The sequence below is a fragment of the Actinoplanes sp. NPDC089786 genome (genome assembly GCF_040684855.1).
Taxonomy (GTDB): Bacteria; Actinomycetota; Actinomycetes; order Mycobacteriales; family Micromonosporaceae; genus Actinoplanes.
Genome location: NZ_JBFBGU010000031.1, coordinates 35,263 through 56,852, shown reverse-complemented (window position 1 = coordinate 56,852; position 21,590 = coordinate 35,263). Strand labels below are relative to the sequence as shown.

Annotated in this window: 20 protein-coding genes and 1 pseudogene; 8 read left to right on the top strand and 13 right to left on the bottom strand. The window is 70.3% G+C overall.

The genetic code is table 11. The annotated features are described in order from the left end of the window. Positions 1–5: 5 nt before the first annotated feature. Together AB0O15_RS43395 and AB0O15_RS43390 are read right to left on the bottom strand one after the other, a co-directional pair. Positions 6–1,385 (bottom strand): radical SAM protein, encoded by a 1,380-nt coding sequence (locus AB0O15_RS43395; RefSeq protein ID WP_364332411.1) that lies wholly within the window; start codon positions 1,383–1,385, stop codon positions 6–8. Between the two features lie 38 nt (positions 1,386–1,423). Continuing rightward, complete coding sequence (locus AB0O15_RS43390; protein ID WP_364332409.1) at positions 1,424–2,221, bottom strand: GNAT family N-acetyltransferase; 798 nt, start codon at positions 2,219–2,221, stop codon at positions 1,424–1,426. A 60-nt stretch (positions 2,222–2,281) separates the two neighbouring features. Here AB0O15_RS43390 and AB0O15_RS43385 point away from each other — a divergent pair, with 60 nt between their 5' ends. Next, positions 2,282–2,695 (top strand): DUF4362 domain-containing protein, encoded by a 414-nt coding sequence (locus tag AB0O15_RS43385; protein WP_364332407.1) that lies wholly within the window; start codon positions 2,282–2,284, stop codon positions 2,693–2,695. Here AB0O15_RS43385 and AB0O15_RS43380 read toward each other — a convergent pair. Both AB0O15_RS43380 and AB0O15_RS43375 read right to left on the bottom strand, forming a co-directional pair. Beyond that, positions 2,655–3,317 carry an HAD-IA family hydrolase gene (locus AB0O15_RS43380; RefSeq protein WP_364332405.1) on the bottom strand — a complete coding sequence of 221 codons (663 nt, stop codon included), beginning with the start codon at positions 3,315–3,317 and terminating at the stop codon, positions 2,655–2,657. The genes AB0O15_RS43385 and AB0O15_RS43380 overlap by 41 nt on opposite strands. Beyond that, positions 3,314–3,457, bottom strand: coding sequence for a hypothetical protein (locus AB0O15_RS43375; RefSeq protein ID WP_364332403.1), 144 nt, complete (start codon positions 3,455–3,457; stop codon positions 3,314–3,316). The genes AB0O15_RS43380 and AB0O15_RS43375 overlap by 4 nt, the downstream gene beginning before the upstream one ends. 333 nt (positions 3,458–3,790) lie before the next feature. Here AB0O15_RS43375 and AB0O15_RS43370 point away from each other — a divergent pair, with 333 nt between their 5' ends. Further along, positions 3,791–4,663, top strand: a complete 873-nt coding sequence (locus tag AB0O15_RS43370) for a polysaccharide deacetylase family protein (protein ID WP_364332400.1) — start codon at positions 3,791–3,793, stop codon at positions 4,661–4,663. 238 nt (positions 4,664–4,901) lie between these two features. Here the strand turns inward: AB0O15_RS43370 and AB0O15_RS43365 are convergent, their stop codons facing one another. Together AB0O15_RS43365 and AB0O15_RS43360 are read right to left on the bottom strand one after the other, a co-directional pair. Further along, the gene (locus tag AB0O15_RS43365; RefSeq protein ID WP_364332397.1) at positions 4,902–6,287 is read right to left on the bottom strand and encodes an MFS transporter; all 1,386 of its coding nucleotides are present in this window, start codon (positions 6,285–6,287) and stop codon (positions 4,902–4,904) included. Positions 6,288–6,331: 44 nt separating this feature from the next. Further along, the gene (locus tag AB0O15_RS43360) at positions 6,332–6,796 is read right to left on the bottom strand and encodes a MarR family winged helix-turn-helix transcriptional regulator (RefSeq protein ID WP_364332394.1); all 465 of its coding nucleotides are present in this window, start codon (positions 6,794–6,796) and stop codon (positions 6,332–6,334) included. A gap of 510 nt (positions 6,797–7,306) precedes the next feature. Between AB0O15_RS43360 and AB0O15_RS43355 the strand changes: the two are divergent. Then, positions 7,307–9,020, top strand: a pseudogene (locus tag AB0O15_RS43355) (discoidin domain-containing protein). Positions 9,021–9,500: 480 nt separating this feature from the next. On the opposite strand, the gene AB0O15_RS43350 reads toward AB0O15_RS43355, so the two are convergent. Both AB0O15_RS43350 and AB0O15_RS43345 read right to left on the bottom strand, forming a co-directional pair. Continuing rightward, positions 9,501–10,595, bottom strand: a complete 1,095-nt coding sequence (locus tag AB0O15_RS43350) for an IS630 family transposase (protein ID WP_364332391.1) — start codon at positions 10,593–10,595, stop codon at positions 9,501–9,503. Between the two features lie 382 nt (positions 10,596–10,977). Further along, the gene (locus tag AB0O15_RS43345) at positions 10,978–11,769 is read right to left on the bottom strand and encodes an SDR family NAD(P)-dependent oxidoreductase (RefSeq protein ID WP_364332388.1); all 792 of its coding nucleotides are present in this window, start codon (positions 11,767–11,769) and stop codon (positions 10,978–10,980) included. 101 nt (positions 11,770–11,870) lie between these two features. Here AB0O15_RS43345 and AB0O15_RS43340 point away from each other — a divergent pair, with 101 nt between their 5' ends. Beyond that, positions 11,871–12,458, top strand: coding sequence for a TetR/AcrR family transcriptional regulator (locus AB0O15_RS43340; RefSeq protein ID WP_364332386.1), 588 nt, complete (start codon positions 11,871–11,873; stop codon positions 12,456–12,458). Here the strand turns inward: AB0O15_RS43340 and AB0O15_RS43335 are convergent. Beyond that, positions 12,431–13,807: an FAD-dependent monooxygenase gene (locus AB0O15_RS43335; RefSeq protein ID WP_364332383.1), complete on the bottom strand. Its 1,377-nt coding sequence runs from the start codon at positions 13,805–13,807 to the stop codon at positions 12,431–12,433. The genes AB0O15_RS43340 and AB0O15_RS43335 overlap by 28 nt on opposite strands. Before the next feature lie 28 nt (positions 13,808–13,835). Between AB0O15_RS43335 and AB0O15_RS43330 the strand changes: the two genes are divergently transcribed. Further along, complete coding sequence (locus AB0O15_RS43330) at positions 13,836–14,390, top strand: TetR/AcrR family transcriptional regulator (protein WP_364332381.1); 555 nt, start codon at positions 13,836–13,838, stop codon at positions 14,388–14,390. Here AB0O15_RS43330 and AB0O15_RS43325 read toward each other — a convergent pair whose 3' ends face one another. Genes AB0O15_RS43325 through AB0O15_RS43315 form a run of 3 tightly spaced genes read right to left on the bottom strand, consistent with a single transcriptional unit; the run spans position 14,391 to position 17,763 of the window. Further along, positions 14,391–15,134 carry a succinate dehydrogenase/fumarate reductase iron-sulfur subunit gene (locus AB0O15_RS43325; protein WP_364332378.1) on the bottom strand — a complete coding sequence of 248 codons (744 nt, stop codon included), beginning with the start codon at positions 15,132–15,134 and terminating at the stop codon, positions 14,391–14,393. Next, on the bottom strand, positions 15,134–17,062 hold the full coding sequence (locus AB0O15_RS43320; protein ID WP_364332470.1) for a fumarate reductase/succinate dehydrogenase flavoprotein subunit: 1,929 nt from the start codon (positions 17,060–17,062) through the stop codon (positions 15,134–15,136). Before AB0O15_RS43320 ends, AB0O15_RS43325 begins: the two co-directional genes overlap by 1 nt. Before the next feature lie 2 nt (positions 17,063–17,064). Next, on the bottom strand, positions 17,065–17,763 hold the full coding sequence (locus AB0O15_RS43315; protein ID WP_364332375.1) for a succinate dehydrogenase cytochrome b subunit: 699 nt from the start codon (positions 17,761–17,763) through the stop codon (positions 17,065–17,067). An 81-nt stretch (positions 17,764–17,844) separates the two neighbouring features. Here AB0O15_RS43315 and AB0O15_RS43310 point away from each other — a divergent pair, with 81 nt between their 5' ends. Continuing rightward, positions 17,845–18,780, top strand: a complete 936-nt coding sequence (locus AB0O15_RS43310; protein ID WP_364332467.1) for a LysR family transcriptional regulator — start codon at positions 17,845–17,847, stop codon at positions 18,778–18,780. Between the two features lie 114 nt (positions 18,781–18,894). Next, positions 18,895–19,332: a GNAT family N-acetyltransferase gene (locus AB0O15_RS43305; protein ID WP_364332372.1), complete on the top strand. Its 438-nt coding sequence runs from the start codon at positions 18,895–18,897 to the stop codon at positions 19,330–19,332. 23 nt (positions 19,333–19,355) lie between these two features. On the opposite strand, the gene AB0O15_RS43300 is transcribed toward AB0O15_RS43305, so the two are convergent. Beyond that, positions 19,356–20,579: an MFS transporter gene (locus tag AB0O15_RS43300; RefSeq protein ID WP_364332369.1), complete on the bottom strand. Its 1,224-nt coding sequence runs from the start codon at positions 20,577–20,579 to the stop codon at positions 19,356–19,358. Between the two features lie 57 nt (positions 20,580–20,636). On the opposite strand from AB0O15_RS43300, the gene AB0O15_RS43295 reads away from it, so the two are divergent. After that, complete coding sequence (locus AB0O15_RS43295; RefSeq protein ID WP_364332366.1) at positions 20,637–21,590, top strand: ArsR family transcriptional regulator; 954 nt, start codon at positions 20,637–20,639, stop codon at positions 21,588–21,590.

Here is a 21,590-nt window from a genome sequence, read left to right as displayed (position 1 = left end):
ACTTGTCAAAGTGGACGCTTGCCGAAACTGCTCAGCGATCTCTCGAGCAAGGGCAGGGCGTGCAGGACATGTCGCGTACGAATCAGGAAGTCCCACACCGGTTCGAACTTCTTCCAGGCTCCCGCGTACGAAAGGTGCCTTGCCCGGTCACCGAAGGCGTCCTTCTGGGCGGCGCCACGCCAGATGTTCTTCCACCGGTAGAAGTCGCGGTACGCCCGCCAGTAGCCGGCCTCGAGCTGGTCCGGCGTCATCCCCTGCGGCCGGTAGACGACATGCCGCGTGTCGTAGCGGTGCCAGTCGCGGTGCACGATCCGCCCGGCCGCCTCCATCCGCCGGAACAACGCCGTCCCCGGATACGGCGTCATGATGTGGAACGTCGCCGTCTCCAGCCCGGCCCCGACCGCCCATTCGACCGTGCGGTCGAAGACGTCCGGCCCGTCACCGTCCATCCCGAACACGAAGCTGGCGTTGACCATCACGCCCGCGTCGTGCAGCCGCCGCGCGACCGCTTCGTAACTGTGCCCCACGTTCTGCCGCTTGCGCTGTTCCGCCAGATTGGCCGCATTGATCGTCTCGAATCCGACGAACATGCTGCGCAGCCCCGCTTCCACCGCTTTCTCCAGCAGCCCCGGGCGCAGGATCGAGTCGACCGTGCCGGCCGCCTGCCACACCCGGCCCATGCCCTTCATCCCGTCGAACAGCGCCTCGGCGAACTTCCGGTTGCCGAGCAGATGGTCGTCGAGAAAGTAGAGATGCTTTCCCGGCAGCCGCTCGATCTCGGCCAGCGCGTCGTCGACCTGCTGGGTGTAGAACGACTTCCCGCCTTCGAAGAACGCGTCCTTGTAGCAGAAGTCGCAATGGTGCGGGCAGCCACGCGAGACGACGATCGAGTTCGGCACCAGATAGCGGTTGCGCTTGATGAGATCGCGCCGGATAGGTGGGAGATTCGCGAGGGTACGCTCGGACGACGCGTACCGTGAATCGCTTTGCCCGCGCCGGAACTCGCGCAGGAAACGTGGCCAGGTGTCCTCGCCGGGACCCAGGAAGATCGCGTCGGCGTGCTCGGCCGCCTCGTCCGGCAGCGAGGTCACGTGCAGGCCGCCCATGGCGACGAACACGCCATGGGCGCGGTAGCGGTCGGCGATCTCGTACGACCGCCGGGCCGACGTGATGTACGCCTGGATCACCACCAGGTCGGGCCGGTCGTCGGCGATGACCTGGTCGATCCGCTCGACGTGCTCGTCGAGGATCGTCACCTCGTCGGCATCGTCCAGATAGGCAGCCAGGGTGGCCAGGCCGAGCGGCGGGAAGAGCGAGTACTTGATCGGCCGGAACAGCGGGCTGGTCGCCTCGGTCAGGGCGGGCAGAATCATCGTCACACGCACGCCCCGAAGGTAGGCCCGGCTCATGGAGCCGGTGTGCCTCAGTTGTGCAGATCCTGTGGCGTCCACCGGTAGTGCCTCGAGGTGGCGATCTCGTGGAAACCGCACCGGCGCAGGATGGGCGCGCTGTCCGGCGACGCGTCGACGTGCAGCAGCCGGAAGCCGCGGGCGACGGCCTCCCGGGCCCGGGCCGCGAGCAGGGCGCGATAGAGACCGCGTCCCCGCCATTCCGGCAGCGTCGTGCCGCCGAGCAGCGCGACGAATTCGGTGCCCGGCCAGTAGACCGACCAGGCGGAACTGACGATCCGCCCGCCGGCCTCGGCGATCAGGATGGAGATCTGGCCGGGATCGGCCGACACCCGGCCCACCAGGTCGGACGCCACCCAGGAGCAGTCGAACCCCCACACCTCGGTCTGGTGAAGGGCGATGCGGCGTAGGTCCTCGGCCTCGCTGACCTGTCGCAGCACGACGCCGCCGGGTAGGACCGGTTCGGCGGCCACCTCGGCGGCGAGGCCGACCAGCACGGTCCACGGCTGCTCCGGGACGAAACCGGCCGCGACCAGGCGCTCAGCCAGATCCGTGGGCCGGTCGTGGGTCCGGAGCTTCCACTCGACGGCCTGGCCACGGACCTGGAAGAAGTCACGTTGGCGGACGATCAGACGGTCGAGCTCGGCGCCGGTGACGCCGACGTCGCGGGGCGCCCGGATCCGGCCCATGTGCCCGCCGACGATCCGGAGCACCGGGCCGTCGTGCTCGTAGGTCAGGCCGGCCGGGACGGCGCCGACCGGCATGCGCATCTGCGCGTCGTAGGCGGCCAGCAGGGCAGCGGTGTCGACCATGGTCACATGGTGCCGGATCCGGCCGGGAACGGTGAACCGCGCGGCGGCGTCCCACCTCACATGCGACGAGTCCTGATCCTGGCCGTACCGCTGGCGCTCGCCGCCTGCGCGCCCGATGACATGCCCCGCACCGAGCAACCCGTTCCGGTGACCTCGCTCGTCGTCAGCTGCGGCACCTTCGACCTGAAGCTGACCGATCCGCTTCCGGCCACGGCGGCCCGGTGCCTGACCGAATCCGTGGCGGAGGGGCGGCCGGCCCGGCTCCAGATCTCCTCGAACACCGACGAGGGCGACCCGATCATCACCACCTACAGCAGCGGTCCGGACGGCCGCGTCGAAGTGGTCACCGACACGCGCCAGGACAAATTCGGCCCCCGGCGGATCACCGTCGAGACGTGTACCGGGATCACGGCGAAGGAAAGGTCGTTCGACGTCACCGGGTGCACCGAGCCGGAAGAGCGTCCAACGTCGTGATGCTCTCGACCGCGGTGGGCCGCTCACCCGCGCGGATCAGGGCCACGCCGTCGTGGCCGAGGTCGACCGCGGCCGCCACCAGCGCCGGGTCGTCGTCGATGAACAGGCACTCGTGCGCTTCGAGGCCGATCAGGTCGCGGCCGGCGGCGTACATCCGCGGGTCGGGTTTGGTGCACCCCATCAGCTCCGAGATGACGTAGCCGGCGAAGAACCGCGCGATCCCCAGCTCGCGGAACGTCTCGTCGAACCCGGCCGCCCAGTTGTCCGAGACCACCGACATGCGGATGCCGGCGGCGTGCAGTCGCTCCAACGCGGGCCGGGCGTCCGGGTAGAGCTCGAGAACCGGCCCGCTCGCCGGTGCTTCGAGTTCGGTGAGCAGATCTTTCGAAGCCGAGACGCCGAGTACGCCGAGGAGCACGCGATGGTAGTCAGCGCGGTCGGCCGTCCGGTCCCCGGCGTCAAGGAAGCGCTGACCCGCGGCGATCGCCTCGGGGAAGCGCCCCGCGTCCACATCGGGACGATGCCTCATGACGACGGATTCGAAGTCGTGGCGCGGGTTCCAGCGCCCACCGACCGGCCGGGTCAGCACACCACCGGCGTCGAACAGGACTCCACGGATCACCGGGCGCCGGCCATCGGGGCGGCCGCCCGCAGCGCTTGCCGGACCCGGGCCAGCGCCGCCCGCACGAACCGCCGATCCCACCCCGGATCCGCCTCGACCCGCCGCAGCAACGCGACCGCCGACATCTGATCAAGCCCCATGCCTCGACCCTGCCTCGGCGACGGCCGCCCGGCAACCTCCGGCCTGGTCGAGGCTGCGCATCACCCGCTGGACCGGAACCCAGTACGGACCGCCGAGGGCAGACCAGTCCGTGGACGTGTGTGCGCTGGTAAGGACTGCGACGAGGCATCCGGCCGGACCGCGCCCAGGTGTCCAGCGGTGTCTCCACCATGTGCACGCCGCGGGATCGCACTGCATGGGCCGCTCGCCCCGAGACCATCACGGAATGAGTTCCCCGCTTTCGGGGCGCCTCGACGTCGTCGACGGCACGGCCGGGCGGTCCGGCGACCCGAACTCGGCGCGGAGCGGGTAGTGTGACGCGCCGGATGGCTGAGCAGATATCGACAGGCGCCTTGCGCTCGTACGTCCACATGGTCGCGTGGGCTGCCACACTGCTGGCGCTGGCCTCGTGCGGCGGTGCTGGCACTCCTCCCGCAGCTCGGGGAATCCCGCCGGCCTCGGCGGTGCCGTCGCCGACAGTGGTGGCGCCGTCCGCGGCGTCGTCAGCGCCCCCGTCGCCGCCGGTGACCTCGCCGAAGCCGCGGCCCGAGCCTGTCACGGCGGGTCTCGCCGGCAGCCGGCTCACCACGGGCTCGGCGATGGTTGCGCTGACCTTCGACGACGGCCCTGATCCGAGGGTCACACCGCAACTGCTGGACCTGCTCAGGACCCATCACGTGTCCGCGACGTTCTGCCTGGTCGGCGAGCGGGTCAAGCTTTATCCGAGACTGACGGCTCGCATCGCCGCCGAGGGGCACACGTTATGCAACCACAGCTGGGACCACGCGGAGTACCTGTACAAACGCGGCGACGCGCAGATGGCGCGGGATCTCGAACGGACGAGCGCCGAGATCCACCGGGCCGTGCCGGGTGTGCCGATCCGATATTTCCGGGCACCGTACGGAAACTTCACCCCGGGGCTGATCCACGTTGCGAGCCGTCTGAACATGATTCCACTGGGCTGGAGCGTCGACGACCAGTGCTACCTCAGTGACCGCTACGGCACCGGCAGAGCGATGGTCCGGCACATGACCGCACGGGTGCGGCGAGAGACAAAGGCCGGCTCGGTCATCCTCAGCCACGACTTGGACAAGCCGCAGACCCTGGTCGCGTACCGGCAACTTCTGCCCTGGCTGCGGAAGCGCTTCGAAATGGCCGCGCTGCCACCGGATCCGCCACCTGCGTGAGAGTCCGCGAGGAGACGGGAAGTTCTCCTCACTGCGCGATTGATGTCAGCGGTGGCGACCGGCCCGTAGGTCGCAGCGCTGGCCGCCGACGCCGGCACCAACGCCACACCGGTCACCAGGGCCGCCGACGCCAGACCGGTCACGAAAGACGCTTTCCGCATGATGCCCTCCACAGGGTGATCACCCGGTCCGGAGCGGCCCGGGTTCACCGCCACCACGGGCGCCAAACCGCCCCGGTTCACGCGTTCAGCAAATAATTCGAGACTTCGTCAGGGCGCGCTGACGGGAGGGCCAGCAGGGTCAGGAGGAGCGCGCCCAGGACGAAGGCCGCGTCGACGTGGAAGGCCACCCCGTAGCCGGTTCGCAGGGCGTCCACTGTGGGGTTCGGGCCGGACACCGCGGCCGCCGTTGCCGCCAGGACGGCCAGGCCCAGGGCGCCGCCGGCCTGCTGGGCGGTGTTGGTCAGGCCGGAGACCAGGCCGGTGTCCGACGGGGCGGTGAAGGCCATGGCGAGCATGATGATCGGCGGGACGGTGATTCCGACGCCCAGGCCCATGACGATGAGGGCGGGCAGCATGCCGGTGGCGTACGCGGACGGGGTCTGACCCAAAAGCAACAGGCCGCCCAGCAGGAGGGTCAGGCCGGCCGCGAGCACCGGGCGTGGGCCGAAGCGGGCCGTGACGCGCGGCGCGACGAACAGTGACACCAGGCCGATCACGATCGGTGTGGGCAGGAAGGCCAGCCCGGTGCCGAGGGCGTCGAAGCCCATCACGCGTTGTACGTACAGGGCGTTGAGGAACTGGAAGCCCATGCCGGTCGCGAAGACCAGGACCACGGTGGCGTTGACCAGGAGCAACCAGGGGCGGGCGAGCAGGCGCAGCGGGATCAGCGGCTCGGTGGCGCGGCTCTGCCGGAGGACGAAGGCGGCGATCAGCAGCACCGCGACCAGGCCGAGCGGCCAGGTGGTCTGCACGATCGCGTACACGCCGGCGGAGAGGCCCGCGGTGATCAGCGCCGCGCCGGCGACGTCGAGGCCGCGGCCGAGGCCGGGCGCGGGCTCGCGGGGGAGCGTACGCAGCGCGAAGATCGCCACCAGCACGCCGACCGGCACGTTGATCAGGAAGATCCAGGTCCAGCCGGCCGCCTCGGTGAGGATGCCGCCGAGCACGAAGCCGGCCGCGGCCCCGCCCGCCTGCACGAAGCTGTAGATGCCCATCGCTCGGGCCTGCGCGCCGGGCGTGGGGTAGAGCCGCACGATCATGCCGATGACGACGGCGCCGGCCAGGGCGCCGCCCGCGCCCTGGAGGAAGCGCCCGGCGACCAGCAGGCCGGCCGTCGGGGCGAACCCGCACAGCGCGCTGGCCAGCGTGAACACGACCAGGCCGGCCAGGAAGACGCGCCACGCGCCGATCAGGTCGCCGAGCCGGCCCGAGAGCAGCAGCAGGCCGGCGAAGGAGATCAGGTAGCCGTTCACCACCCAGGCCACGCCGGCCTCGGAGAAGCCCAGGTCACGCTGGATGTCGGGGATCGCGACGGCCACGATCGTGCTGTCCAGGACGATCATCAGGGCCATGGCGCAGAGCACCGCGAGGGCGGCGCCGCGGCGATCGGTCGAAGCAGTCATGGCTCCGACCGTAACAGATAATCTGTTAGTAGACTATCTGTAAGTCACCTACCTCGGGCCCGGCGCACGGGGCCGGTCTCCCGGTTGTCGGCGAGCCGGCCGAGGGTCTCGAGGAACGCCTCCCGCTCGGCCGGCGGCAGGCCGGACAGCGCGTCGGCGTGCACGGCGTCGACGATCCGTTGCCCGTGCTCGGCCGCGGCCCGGCCACCCTCGGTGACGGCGATGATGCGGGCGCGACGGTCCGTGCTCGACGGTCGTCGCTCAGCGAGACCCCGGCGTTCCAGCTCGTCAACTGTGGTGACCATCGTCGTCTTGTCGAGGTCGGCCAGGGCGGCCAACTGGATCTGCGTGCGCTCACCCTCCATGGCGTGGACGAGCACGCACTGCATGCGTGGGGTCAGGTCGATGTCGGCCAGGGCGGCGGCGAGCCGGTTGGACAGGGCGTGACCGGCCATGTTGAGCAGGCCGGTGATGTCACGCTCGGTGCGCTCGGGGGAGTGAGTGGCCATGAACTGATCCTATCGCGGGATCATCTGCTTCCGGATAATCCCGTGACAGGTACGGCCGGCGGGTCTGCCCCCGTGCCAACCCGCCGGCCGTACGTCGCTGCCAGTAACGCTATGGCGACCCTCCATCCCGGACAACTAGATAAAGATCAAAGTCAACGCCAGGTGGGGTACGGCGGGCACACAGTCCCGCCCTCTCGGCGGCCTTGCTGCGACGCCAGGCCGTTCCCCGCCATCCGGCTCGGATGATGGTCGAGCCGTCAACGTTCCGTTGACAACATTGACCCCGGTCAGCTCAAGTTCGCAGCCGCGGTGCATCTGGGGGCGCCGGTCGCCCTGGTCGTGGCGATCGTGGTGAGCGCGGCGGCCGGCCTGATCGCCCTGCGTCAGATTTCCAGCGCAAGACACGAGCTATTGCAATGAACGGTCCAACTATTGCGAGCGCGTGACGACGACTGTAAAGATAACTGTCGATCTGTCCCCATCCCCGTTCTCGGATCGCTGGAGTTCCCCATGGCCGTCACCCGACGTACCGTTCTCTCCGCCGCGGCCCTGGGCTCGGCCGCGCCCCTGCTCGCCGGCTTCACACCAGCCTCCGCCGCGTCCCCGCCCGGCGACGTCCTCGGGTCCCCGCCCGGCGACGTCCTCGGGTCGCCGCCCGGCGACGTCGTCGGCAAGATCAGCGTCGGCTACCAGGGCTGGTTCTCGTGCCCCGGCGACGGCGCGCCGATCGGCGGCTGGTGGCACTGGAGCCGCGACCGTTTCCAGCCGCCGTCCCCCAGCAACACCACGATCGTGTCCTGGCCGGACAACCGCGACTACACACACGTCTACCCGACCGCGTACCCCAATCTCGGTGACGGCCGCCCGGCCACGCTGTTCTCCTCGTACGACCAGCAGACCGTCGACACCCACTTCCGCTGGATGCAGACGTACGGCATCGACACCGCCGCCCTGCAACGGTTCAACCCGGTCGGCGACGAAGGCCCGACCCGCGACGCGATGACCCAGAAGGTGCGCTCGGCGGCCGAGGCGACCGGCCGCAAGTTCTACGTCATGTACGACGTCACCGGCTGGACCAACATGCAGTCCGAGCTGGCCAACGACTGGGTCACCAAGATGTCGGCGCACGCCTCGTCCCCGGCGTACGCCCGGCAGAACGGCAAACCGGTCGTCTGCGTCTGGGGTTTCGGCTTCGACGACGACGGCCGCCCGTTCGCACCCGCCGCCTGCCTCGACGTGGTCAACCGGCTCAAGGCGCTGGGCCTCTACGTGATCGGCGGCGTGCCGACCTACTGGCGCGAGGGCAAGAACGACAGCCGGCCCGGCTTCCTCGACGTCTACCACGCCTTCCACATGATCTCGCCGTGGATGGTCGGCCGCACCGGCACACTCGACGGCCTCGACTGGTTCTACACCAACGTCAACACCGCCGACCAGGCCGACTGCAACGCGCACGGCATCGACTACCAGCCCTGTGTGCTGCCCGGCGACCTGTCCAGCGGCGCCCGCCGGCACGGCGACTTCTACTGGCGCAGCCTCTACAACATGATCCGGCTCGGCGCCCAGGGCCTCTACGTGTCGATGTTCGACGAGTACAACGAGGGCAACCAGATCGCCAAGACCGCCGAGACGGCCGCCTCGGTGCCGGCCGGCAGCGGCATCCGGGCCCTCGACGAGGACGGCACCTTCTGCTCCGCCGACTACTACCTGCGGATCACCACGGACGGCGGCCGGATGCTCAAGGGCCAGATCCCCCTGACCGCCGTCCGCCCCACCCCGCCGACCACCGGCACCCCGCCGCCCCCGGTCACCGACCTGGCCCGCGGGCGCGCGACCTCGGCCGGCGGTCACACCCAGGGGCTACGTACCCGCAAACGCCGTCGACGGTGACAGCGGCAGCTATTGGGAGAGCGCCAACAACGCGTTCCCCCAGTGGATCCAGGTCGACCTGGGCGCAACGTCAACAGTCGGCCGCGCGGTCCTCAAGCTCCCACCGGCGTGGGGCGCCCGAACGCAGACCCTCACGATCGCGGGCAGCACCAACGGCTCGTCCTTCACAACCCTCGCCGCCACCACGGCCCGCACCTTCGACCCGGCCGCCGCCAACACGGTGACGGCGACGTGGACACCAACGTCGGCCCGATATGTGCGCCTGACCTTCACCGCCAACACGGGCTGGCCCGCCGGCCAACTCTCCACCCTCGAGCTCTACTCCACCGCCTGAACACAGCCGTCAAGCCTCGCCCCGCCGCCTGAACGCAGCCGTCAAGCCTCGCCCCGCCGCCTGAGCGCAGGAGTCAAGCCTCGCCCCACGGCCTGAACACAGGCGTCAAGCCTCGCCCCGCCGCCTGAGCGCAGGCGTCTAGCCGCGCCCCGCCGCCTGGGCACAATCGCCCTGCCGGTTGAGCGCAACCGTCGTCCCTTGCCACCCGAGCGCGGGCGCCCCGCCCACAAGAAGCAGCGAGGCGTCCGCGCGCCGGGCCCGCCCGGAGCCGAGAGTCGCCCGCCAAGCGGGCACCGAACAAAAGGGCGGAGTGGCGAAATACTCGATCTTGAAATTGTCGCGGCCACCGCCGCCACCCCCACCCCTGTGGGTGGGCAGGAAATGTAGCGCGCGATTGTGACGATCTGTGGAGTTATCCACAGGTGGTCGCGTTCCGGGCGATAGGGAGCAGGGCGCTAGCGCGTCGTGATGCTGACCGATTTACTTTGAGTTGTTCGCGACGAGTTTCTTGATGTTGATCTGGGTGAGGCGGACCTTGGCGAGGATCTCGTCGGTGGTTGCGGTCCAGGTGAACGGTCGCGGCCTGGTGTTCCAGGAGGCGATGTAGGCGCGGATGGTCCGGACGAGGACCTGGACGGATGCGAAGGTGCCGCGGCGGATGGCCTGGCGGGTGATGATGCCGAACCAGGTCTCGATCTGGTTCAGCCAGCTGGAGCCGGTCGGGGTGAAGTGGAAGTGCACGTTCGGGTTGGCGTCCAGCCAGGCCATCACGCCGGGGGTGGTGTGAGTGGACAGGTTGTCCAGCACCACATGGATCTCGCGGCCGGTGTGCGGGGCGACGGCCTTCTTCAGAAAGGCCAGAAACGCGGGCCCGTTACGGGCAGGCACGCAATCGCCGAGCACTTCACCGGTGCCCACGTTCAACGCGGCGAACAGATTGGTCGTGCCGTGCCGCACGTAGTCGTGGGTGCGCTGCTCGCTGCGGTCGAACTCGATCGGCAGCAACGGCTGGGTGCGATCCAAGGCTTGAATCTGGGTCTTCTCATCCAGGCTGAGCACGACCGCCCCGCCGGGCGGGTCCAGATACAGCCCGACGATGTCGGCGACCTTCTCGGCGAACCGCGGATCCTTACTGAGCTTGAAGGTGCCCTGCCGCTGCGGTTTCAGGCCGTGCTCACGCCACAGATTCGCAACCCAGTGATGCGACACCGGTGTGGTGCCGGTGCGGGTCACGTAGTCGGCCATCGTCCGGGTGGACCAGTGCGACAAACCTGTCTCAGCCGGCGGTGTCGTGCGGGTCAGAGCCAAAACCCTCGACCGGACATCCGCGGGCACCTGATCACGAGGCCCACCAGGCCGAGCCGCGAGCAGACCGGCTGCACCATCAGCGCCGTAGCGAGCAAGCCACAGATCCACCGTCGGCCGCGACACCCCGGCCAACACCGCGATGTCCTTCTTCATCCGGCCCTCGGCATGCCACAACACAATCCGCGCGCGCGTCCCGACCGCCGCCGAGACTTCGATGCTCGTGGTCAGAGCACGAAGCTCAACACGCTGGTCGGCCGTCAGATCCACCCGACCAGCCAACCACACCAACATCACGTAAAGACAACAGCATCACGATGCATTAGCGCGCCCAACCCCGGCCACAACCGGAGCCGAAAGCGGCCGACGGGCCGGGCGCCCCACAATGAGCCGGAGTGGCGGAACAGCCGATCTTGAAATTGTCGCGGCCACCGCCGCCACCCCCACCCCTGTGGGTGGGCAGGAAATGTAGCGCGCGATTGTGACGATCTGTGGAGTTATCCACAGGTGGTCGCGTTCCGGGCGATAGGGAGCAGGGCGCTAGCGCGCCCAACCCCAGCTTCGGCCGGAGCCGACAGCGGCCCACAGACCGGGCGCCCCACAAGTGGGCCGGAGTGGCGGGACAGCCGGAGTGGCGGACAGTCGGGGTCACTCAGGCGGCGGTCTTGAGAGCCCCGCCGTCCACCAGCCAGTTCGACCCGACCGCGCTGGGCATGGTCGGCGACGACAGCAGGAGCACCGCGCGGGCGATCTCGTCGGGCTCGATCATCGCGCCGGTGAGCATGCCGTTCTGCGTGGGCAGCGCGGCCACCAGGGCGGCGTGTTCGAGGCCCAGGTGGGTGGCGAGCTGGGCGGCGTAGCCGTCCTTGCTCTCGAAGACGTCGGTGCGGGTGGTGCCCGGTGTGACGACGTTGAACCGGACTCCGGCGCCGGCGTACTTCTCGGCCAGGCCCCGGGAGAACGCGGTGACCGCCGCCTTCGCCGCCACATAGGGCAGTGGCCCGCCGCGGGGGTCGCGGGCCGCGGTGGAACCGATGGTGACGACGGCGCCCCGCGTCTGGAGCAGGGCCGGCAGGGCGGCGCGGGTGGTGCGTACGGCCGCGTTGAGGTTGAGCGCGAACGCGTCGGTCCAGGCGTCGTCGCTGCCATCGAGCAGGTCGTCGAAGGCGCCGTCCGGCATCGTGCCGCCGCCGGCGTTGTTGACCAGCACGTCGAGCCGGGGGTCGGCGGCGAGGACGGCCTCGACGGCTCGGCGCGGGCCGTCGGGCTCGGCGAGGTCGGCGGCCACGAAGGTGGCGCCGGTGGCGTCGAGTTCGGGGGTTTTGGTCCGTGATGCGGCGACGACCTCGGCGCCCTCGTCGAGGAAGGCCCGCACGACGGCCAGGCCGATGCCTTTGCTGCCCCCGGTGACGAGGACGCGCTTGCCGGAAAGTTTGAGATCCATGCCAGAAACTGCATCACGTACGTACGCGTAATGTCAATAAATGAGACGTACGAGACTCAGTTAATGGTCTAGTAGAGTGTGCGGTGACGCAGGGAGGTGTGATGAGGGCAGACGCGGAACGCAGCACGGCGCGCATCCTGGAGGCGGCGGCCACGGTGCTGGCCGACGATCCGAACGCCTCGCTGGAGCGGGTCGCCGACGTGGCCGGCCTGGCCCGGGCCACCGTCCACCGGCGTTTCGCCTCGCGCAAAGCGCTGGTCGAGGCCCTGACGGTGCAGTTGAACGAGCGCTACCTGCAGGGTCTCAAGCAGGCCCGGGTCGACACGGCGCCGCCGATCGTCGCGTTGCACCGGCTGACCGAGACGGTCTTCGAGCTCAAGGTCACCCACCGGTTCGCGATGAACGCGACCGCCGACCCGGTGACCCTCTGCCCGTCGCTGAGCCCGGAGGTCGTGGCCGGGCTGCAACTGCTGTTCACCCGGATGCACGACGCCGGCCTGATCACCGCGGCCGGGCCGGCCTGGTGCTGCCGGGTCTATCTGGCCCTGCTGAGCGAGGTCGACCAGTTGCCGGCCGGCGCGCCCGATCTGGCGGGCGTGGACGATGATCAGGGCGCGCGGGTCGACCTGCTGGTGCGGAGCGTGATCGGCGCCCTGGGCGGTCAGGGCCTGGCGACGCTGCGGACGTAGCCGTCCGGGCGTACGTGGAACAGGGTCGGATCTTGAACGCCGTAGGCGCGATGGGCGTGACCGGAGAGGTCGACCAGGGCGCGCGGACCGGCCGGCGCGTCGGGCTGGACGACGCGGCGGACGTGGAGATCGGGTGTGTCCGCGGGAAGTGCCGCGTCGGGAACGTCGAAGGCCAGCAGCGTGGCGTGCGGGCCGCGGAGCGCGTCGAAGATGCGGAGCGTGCCGCACGGCGCGTCGGGAGCGCGGTCGCCGGACTGCACCGGGCCGGGCAGCGTCGGGCCGGCCAGCGGACCGTCCCGATAGGACAGTGACAGCTGCCGCAGCCTCGGGTCGTTCCGGTCGGTCGAGGGGGAGCGGTGCAGGGCGGTGCTGACGCCGAGGACGCCGACGGCCACCGGCAGGCGCTCGGCCTGGTAGGTGTCGAGCAGCTCGGACGAGCCGGTGGCCAGCTTCCAGCCCAGGTTGTAGGCGTCCTGGATGCCGGTGTTGAGGCCCTGCCCGCCGGCCGGCGAGTGCACGTGGGCGGCGTCGCCGGCCAGGAACACGTTGCCGAAGCGGAACCGGGACACCATCCGCATGTTGGCGCGGTACTCCGACGTCCAGCCGACGTGGGTGAGCGTGACGCCGGGCGGCAGCAGCGACTCGATCTCGCCGACCGTGGCGCCGGGGGCGGTGAGCTGGTAGTCGTCGGTGCCGGGCAGCGGGCACAGGCTGAGGCGGAAGCCCTGGCCGACCGGCCAGACGTGCCAGTAGTCGCGGTCCAGGCCGGTCAGGCGCACGTCGGCGATCAGCATCCGCTCCGACTCGTACGTCTCGCCCTCGAACGTGGCGCCGAGCAGCTTGCGGATGGTGCTGCGCCCGCCGTCACAGCCGACCACGTAGCCGGCGTGCACCTGCTCACCCGTACCCAGCGTGATCGTGGTGTCTTGAAGGCCGGTCACCGCGGCGCCGAACTCGACCCGGCCGCCCAGCTCGACGAGCCGTTCCAGCAGGAGTTGGCCGGTGCGCCACTGGGGAACCATCAGTGAGTTCGGGCGCGGCACCTCCGGCGTCGGCGGGTGCAAATCGCCCATCCGCCACACGCGCCGCTCGCCGTCGGGCAGGTGCGCCAGCATCGCCGGATATTCCGAGCCGTGGGCCAGGAAGCGGTCGAGCACGCCCAGGTCGTCGAGCACCTCCAGGGTCCGCGGCTGCAGGCCCTTGCCCCGCGATCCCTCGAACGGCCCGGGCGACGCTTCAAAGATGCGATGGGGTACGCCGCGGCGCTGGAGCTCGATGGCCAGGGTCAGCCCGGTCGCCCCCGCCCCGACGATGGTTACGGATTCACTGAATTGCGATTCACTGAACATGGATTCACCGTACGGTAGGCTCGTCGCCGTGCGCAAGGAGCAGGCGGCTCAGACCGGGGCCGAGTTGAAGCTGGCGGCGGTCCGCGCGTTCGGCCGGCTCGGCTACCTGAACACCAAGATCACCGACATCACGGCCGAGGCGGGCCGGGCCGCGGGCTCGTTCTACACCCACTACGCCAACAAGGAGGCGCTGCTCGAGGCGCTCCTGGCCGACCTGCTGAAGATCGGCGACGAGAGCGCGGCGGCGGCCGGCCACAGCGACGACTTCCGCGACCGGTCCGCCGTCCGCTGGCACGTGGCCGTCTACTGGGACTTCTACCGCCGGCACCGCACGGTCATGGTGGCCCTGGAGCAGGCGGCCACGGTGGACGCGTCCTTCGCCCGCCGGATGCGCGAGATGGTCGAGCCCGACGTCCAGCACATCGCCGACCACCTGGCCAAGCTGGCACTGCCCGACCCGCTCACCGTGGCCAGGATGATCACCACCCTGCTGCACGGCTTCATCGCCACCTGGGAGGGCGGCGACGAGGTCGTCGACACCCTCACCGACTTCATCCACGCCGCCATCGCCGGCAAGAACTGACTAACGCTTGCGGAGGGCGTTGCGATAGTCGGCGTTGAGGCGGCCGATCAGGGTCAGCGGGATGCCCTTGGGGCAGACCGTGGTGCACTCGCCGGCGTTGGTGCAGCCGCCGAAACCGGCCTCGTCCTGGGCGGTGATCATGTCGATGACGCGGGTGTCGCGTTCGGGCTGGCCCTGGGGGAGCAGGCCCAGGTGGGTGACCTTGGCCGCGGTGAACAGCATGCTGGAGCCGTTCGGGCAGGCGGCCACGCAGGCGCCGCAGCCGATGCAGGTGGCGGCCTCGAAGGCGGCGTCGGCGTCGGACTTCGGCACCGGCGTCGCGTGGGCGTCGGGGGCGGTGCCGGTGGGCGCCGAGATGTAGCCGCCGGCCTGGATGATCGTGTCGAAGGCGCCGCGGTCGACCACCAGGTCCTTGATCACCGGGAAGGCGGCGGCGCGCCACGGCTCGACGTCGATCACGTCGCCGTCGTTGAAGTGGCGCATGTGCAGCTGGCAGGTGGTGGTGGCGCGCTCGGGGCCGTGCGCCACACCGTTGATCATCATGCCGCACATGCCGCAGATGCCCTCGCGGCAGTCGTGGTCGAAGGCGACCGGGTCGTCGCCGTCGAGGATCAACTTCTCGTTGAGTACGTCGAGCATCTCCAGAAAGCTGGCGTCGGGGGAGATGTCCTTGACGTCGTAGCTGACCATCCGGCCGCGGTCCTCGGCTGAGGACTGGCGCCAGACGCGAACCTGGATGTCCATTACTTGTAGCTCCGGGTGCTCGGGTGGACGTACTCGAATTCAAGATTTTCTTTGTGCAGGGTGGGAACAGCGCCGAACTCCCAGGCCGCGACGTACGAGAACTCGTCGTCGTGGCGCAACGCCTCGCCGTCGGGGGTGTGCGACTCGGCGCGGAAGTGGCCGCCGGCCGACTCCCGCCGGTGCAGCGCGTCGATGCACATCAGCTCGGCCAGCTCGAAGAAGTCGGCGACCCGGCCGGCCTTCTCCAGGTTCTGGTTGAGCTGCTCGCCGGCGCCGGGCACCTTGACCCGGGTCCAGAACTCGTCGCGCAGGCCGCGGATCAGGCCGATCGCCTTGGTCAGGCCCTCCTCGGTGCGCTCCATGCCGCAGTACTCCCACATGATGTGGCCGAGCTCGCGGTGGAAGGAGTCGACGGTCCGGTCGCCGTTCACGGCCAGCAGCTTGTCGATCCGCTCCTTGACCGCCGTGGTCGCCTCCGAGACCTGATCACTGTCAGAAATGTCAGGAAAGGGTCCGGCGGCCAGATAGTTGTTGATCGTGTTGGGCAACACGAAGTAGCCATCGGCGAGCCCCTGCATGAGCGCCGACGCGCCCAGCCGGTTCGCCCCGTGATCCGAGAAGTTGGCCTCACCGATCACGAAGAGGCCCGGGATCGTGGACTGCAGGTCGTAGTCGACCCAGAGCCCGCCCATCGTGTAGTGCACCGCCGGATAGATCCGCATCGGGACCTCATAGGGATCCTCGCCGGTGATCCGCTGGTACATCTCGAACAGGTTGCCGTACTTGGCCTCCACCGCGTCCCGGCCCAGCCGTGAAATCGCGTCCGCGAAGTCCAGATAGACCCCGAGCCCACCCGGCCCGACCCCACGACCTTCATCACAGACGTTCTTGGCCGCACGCGACGCGATGTCGCGGGGGACCAGGTTGCCGAACGACGGATAGATCCGCTCGAGGTAGTAGTCGCGAGCTTCTTCCGGGATCTCGGCCGCCGGCTTGCCGCAGTCCGCGGCCGAGAGCGGAACCCACACCCGGCCGTCGTTGCGCAGCGACTCGCTCATCAGCGTCAGCTTCGACTGGTGCGTACCCGATTCCGGGATGCACGTGGGGTGGATCTGGGTGTAGCACGGGTTGGCGAACAGCGCGCCCTTGCGGTGCGCCCGCCAGGTCGCCGTCACGTTGCAGCCCTTGGCGTTGGTGGACAGGAAGAACACGTTGCCGTACCCGCCCGAGGCCAGCACCACCGCGTCGGCCAGGTCGGTGGTGATCTCGCCGGTGACCATGTCGCGGACCACGATGCCGCGGGCGCGGCCGTCGACCACGATGAGCTCGAGCATCTCGTGCCGGGCGTGCATCTCGATGTTCCCGGCCGCGATCTGCCGCTCCATCGCCTGGTATGCCCCGAGCAGCAACTGCTGACCGGTCTGGCCCCGGGCGTAGAACGTGCGGGACACCTGCGTGCCGCCGAACGACCGGTTGTCCAGCAGCCCGCCGTACTCCCGGGCGAACGGCACACCCTGCGCCACGCACTGGTCGATGATGTTCACCGACACCTCGGCCAGCCGGTACACGTTGGACTCGCGGGCGCGGAAGTCGCCGCCCTTCACGGTGTCGTAGAACAGCCGGTAGACCGAGTCGCCGTCGTTGCGATAGTTCTTGGCCGCGTTGATGCCGCCCTGCGCCGCGATCGAGTGCGCGCGCCGCGGGCTGTCCTGATAGCAGTACGACCGCACCCGGTAGCCCGCCTCGGCCAGCGTCGCCGCCGCCGAGCCGCCGGCCAGTCCCGTGCCGACCACGATCACCGAAAGCTTGCGACGGTTGGCCGGGTTGACCAGTTTGGCCGAGAAGCGCCGCCGCTCCCAGCGGGTCTCGACCGGCCCGTCCGGCGCGGCCTGGTCACGGATGGGGTCACCGGTCTGCCAGAGGTCCATGGTCATTTCACCAATCCGGTGAGGACGGCAAACGGCACCGAGAGGTAGCCGATCACCAGGATCAGGGACAGGACCAGCGCGACCTGACGGGCACGTCGCTCACCACGCGCCGAGCGCTGGCCGAGGGTACGCACGGCGCTGAAGATGCCGTGCCGCAGATGGAATCCGACCGCCACGATGGCCAGGGTGTAGAACAGCGTCACGTACCAGCGGTCCGGCGCGAAGCCGGCGATCACCCGGGCCGAGGGCTCGCTGTCGCCGCCGGCCGGGTTCACCGTGCCGGTGGTCAGGTCGAGGATGTGGAAGATCGCGAAGAGCAGGATGATGACGCCGCCCCAGCGCATGGTCCGGGCCGCGTACGAGCCCTGGACCTTGGGGCGGTGCGCGTACCGGACGGGCCTGGCCTTGCGAGCGCGCCGCGCGAGAATCACCGCGGCCGCGACGTGCCCGATCAGGGCGACCGTCAGGCCGGCCCGCTGGATCCACAGATACCAGGCCTCCGGCAGCAGCGGCGTGCCCAGCGTGCGCAGCCAGTGTGCGTAGTGGTCGAAGTTCTCGGCCCCCACGAAGAGCTTGAGGTTGCCGGCCATGTGCGCGAAGAGGAACGCGACCAGCAGGACACCGGTCACCGCCATGAGGAGCTTCAGCGAGACCGTGCTGCGCGCCGCCGGGACCGGTCTGCGAACCGGCGCTTTTGTCATTACCGCCACGTCCCGGACGGTAGGTCGTGGCGGCGTGATTCGTCCAATGCATGATGGGGTAGGTTTCGATAGAGGGAGGCTATTCAGATGCAGTTGCAACAGCTGCGTTACTTCCTCGCAGTGGTGGAAACCCGGCATTTCACGCAAGCAGCCGATTTGCTGGGTGTGGCGCAGCCAACCTTGAGTAAGCAGATTCACACGCTCGAGGCGTCGCTCGGCGCGCCACTCTTCGACCGCGTGCGCGGGGCGGTGACGCTGACCGCGGCCGGCGAGACGTTGCTGCCGATGGCCCAGCGCATGGTGGCCGACGCCGACGCGGCGGTGGGCGCGGTGCGCGACGTCGTCGGGCTGCGCCGGGGCGAGGTACGGCTGGGCGCGACGCCCAGCCTCTGTTCGTCGCTGGTGCCGGCGGTCCTGCGTACGTACCGGAAGGCGCACCCCGACATCCGCCTGCACGTCACCGAGGGCAGCTCGCCCGACCTCAGCGCCGGCCTGCTCGAACACACCCTCGACCTGGCCCTGATCGTCGAGCCCGGCGCGGGCGCCGACCCGGCGCTGCGGGCCGAGCCGATCCTGACCGAGAGCCTGGTCGTGGCCTCCCGCCTGGCCGGCCCGCCGCCGACGATCTCCCCGCACCTCGAGCTGACCGAGCTGGCCCACACGCCGCTGGTGATGTTCCGCCCCGGCTACGACCTGCGCGAGGTGACTCTGGCGGCCTGCCGCGAGGCCGGCGTGACACCACGCTTCGCGGTCGAGGGCGGCGAGATGGACGCGGTCCTGGCCTTCGTCGAGGCCGGCCTGGGCGTGGCGCTGGTCCCGAGCATGGTGCTGGCCAAACGCCCCCTGCTCCGCGCCACCCCGCTGGCCGCGCCGGGCCTGCGCCGCACGATCGCCCTGGCCCATCGCCGCCGCGTCGTCCTCCCCCACGCGGCCGCCGCGCTCCGCAACGTCGTCCTCACCCACATCTCTCTGCCCGACGCCCTCCCCGCCGGCGTGACGGTTCTCAAAAACCTCTGACGGGTACGCGCACACCACGGCCCTGTCCCCACTCCGCGAGGAGGCGGCCGGTCCGGCCCGTGCCGCGACCGCCGGGCGGAGATCGGTGGTCCGGCCGGTTGTTACGCTCAGGCGATGTTCCGTGCGGCCCAGCCGGGCGATTTCGACGACGTCATGCGCCTCTACCGCCAGCTGGCCCCCGACGACCCGATTCTCGACGACGGATCCGATGTGGCGGCTTTCCACCGGATCCTCGGCAATCCGGTGCTGACCCTGTTCGTCCTCGAACATGAGGGCGCCGTGATCGCGTCCACCTATCTCAACATCATCCCGAACATCAGCCGGTCGGCGTCCCCGTACGCGGTGATCGAGAATGTCGTGGTCGAGGAGTCGTTGCGGGGCCAGGGATTCGGCAAGCGGATCATGGCCGAGACGCTGCGGACGGCCTGGGCGGCGGGCTGCTACAAGGCCATGCTGATGACCGGCTCGCGCCGGGAGTCGACGCACGCGTTCTACCGGTCCTGCGGCTTCTCGTCCACGGTCAAGACGGGCTACGTGGCCCGGCCGTCCTGATCGGAGAGGCCGGCGCCTTCGGTTCACGGTCGAGGTTCGGACCGCTCCGGGGCGTCGAGCAGGGCGTTCGCGGTGGGCGGGCGGAGGCGGGGCCACAGGGTGGCCGTCGCCAGCAGGGACGCCACGCCGGCCATGGCCATCACTGTGCCGGGGGACCACCACTCGGCCAGCGCGCCGGCGCCGGCCATGGTCAGGCCCTGCAGGGTCATCATCCCGGTGGTGAGCAGTCCGAACGCCTGGCCCCGGTGGGCCTCGGGCGCCGCCTCCAGGAAGCGCCGGGCCAGGCCGAGGTGGTAGGACATCCCGGCCGTGGCCAGGCCCAGGGCCACCGCCGCCACGAGCACGCCGGGCTGCCACAGGAAGAGCAACAGGGGTACGCCGAGGAGCAGCGCCAGCCAGGGCGTGAGGCGCTCGCGGCGCCGGGGCGGCAGGAAGCGGCCGACCAGGAACTCGCCGGCCAGCATCCCACCGGCCGCCACGGCCAGCAGGACGCCGGTGGCCGACTCCCGGCCGAGGCCCGCGGCGTACGGGACGACCACGCCCTCGGCCCCGACCATCATCACGACCGGCGCCCAGTGCGCCAGCAGCAGGCCCCGCAGCGGCCGGTCGCGCAACAGCAGGCCGTTGACCCGCAAGGTTTCCCGGACCGCTCCGCCCGAGGAGACGCCGCGGGCCGGCCAGTCGCGAACGCCGAACCGGCTGACCAGCAGCGACGCCGCACACGAGGCGGCCGCGAGCCAGAGGGCGCCGGCCGGGCCGACCACCGCGAGCAGCACGCCGCCGACCGCCGCGCCGACCACCTGCATCCCGGCCGACACCAGGGTGAACAGGGACCGGCCGAGCACGTACCGGTCGCCGGTGAGCAGGTCGGGCAGCACCGCGGTGCGGGCCGCCATCGCGATGGGTGACACGGCGCCGGTCACGAAGACCAGCAGCATCATGCCCAGCGGCGGCAGCCAACCGGCGGCCAGCACCACGCCGGCGGCCAGGCGCAGCAGGTCGTAGGCGACCAGGACGGTGCGGGGACGCCAGCGGTCGGCCAGGGACAGCAGCAGGGTGCCCCCGAACGCCTGGGGCAGGAAGCCGGCCACGTAGGCCAGCGCGGCCAGCAGCGGCGAGCCGGTGCCGGCGTAGACCAGCACGGCCAGGGCCAGCATCTTCACGGTCTCGCCGGTGAGCATCAGGGCGAAGCCGCCGAGCAGCGCCCGGAACTCGCCCACGGCGAAGACCTGCCGGTAGGTCGTCATGGGAACACTGTCGTCACCGCGTATCCCAGCGTCTAAGGTTTCGTCGGTGGGCGAAACATGCTGATCAAACTGGGTGAGTCGGGGCTCGCCTCGTGCAGCTACGCGATCTCGCCGCTGATCGAGACGCACACCGCGCTGCGCCTGCTGAGCGGTGTCGATCCGGCCGGCGCGATCCGGCCGTGGGTGGAGCGGCGCCGGGCGCGGCTGGCCGAGCTGCGCCGCGCCGAGCCCAAGGTGGGCGCGCTGATCGCGATGTTCCGGAAGGGCGGCTACAACGCCGACTTCCTGCTGCCGCCGCCGATCGGACCGCACAGCTCGTTCGCCGGCGAGCTGGCCGGGCTGCGGGCCACGCCGCTCGCGCTGGCCCGCACCGAGATCGACCTCACCTTCCCGGGGCGGCAGAAGCCGGGCATCCTCGACGCCCCGGAGGTGGTCGACGCGCTGGCCGACGCCTTCGAGATGGCCTGGCACACCCTGATCGAGCCGGAATGGCCGCGGCTGCGCGCCGTCCTCGAACGCGACATCGTGCAGCGCGCCGGCCGCCTCGCCGCCTACGGCTGGGCGTCCGCCCTCGACCAGCTGCACCCGCGGGTGACGTGGGCCGGCGGCGGCATCGCGATCCGGATGTCCGATCCGGAGGTGTACGAGGTGAAGGGCCAGGGCCTGATGTTCACGCCGAGCATCTTCAGCGACCTGATCGTCCGGTCCAAGCCGCCGCAGCCGTTCACCATCGTCTACCGCGCGCGGGGGATCGCCGACCTGCTCGGGCCGCCGGTTCCACCACACGACGACGCGCTCGGTCCGCTGCTCGGGGCCGGGCGGGCGGCCGTGCTGCGGGCCCTGGCCGCGCCCGCCACCACCAGTCAGCTCGTCGCGCAGCTCGGGGTGGGTCTCGGCACGGTCGGCGGGCATCTGGCCGTGCTGCACGCGGCCGGGCTGGTCAGCCGGACGCGAACCGGGCGCTCGGTCACGTACGCGGTGACCGATCTGGGTCTTTCGCTTCTCGCTTGA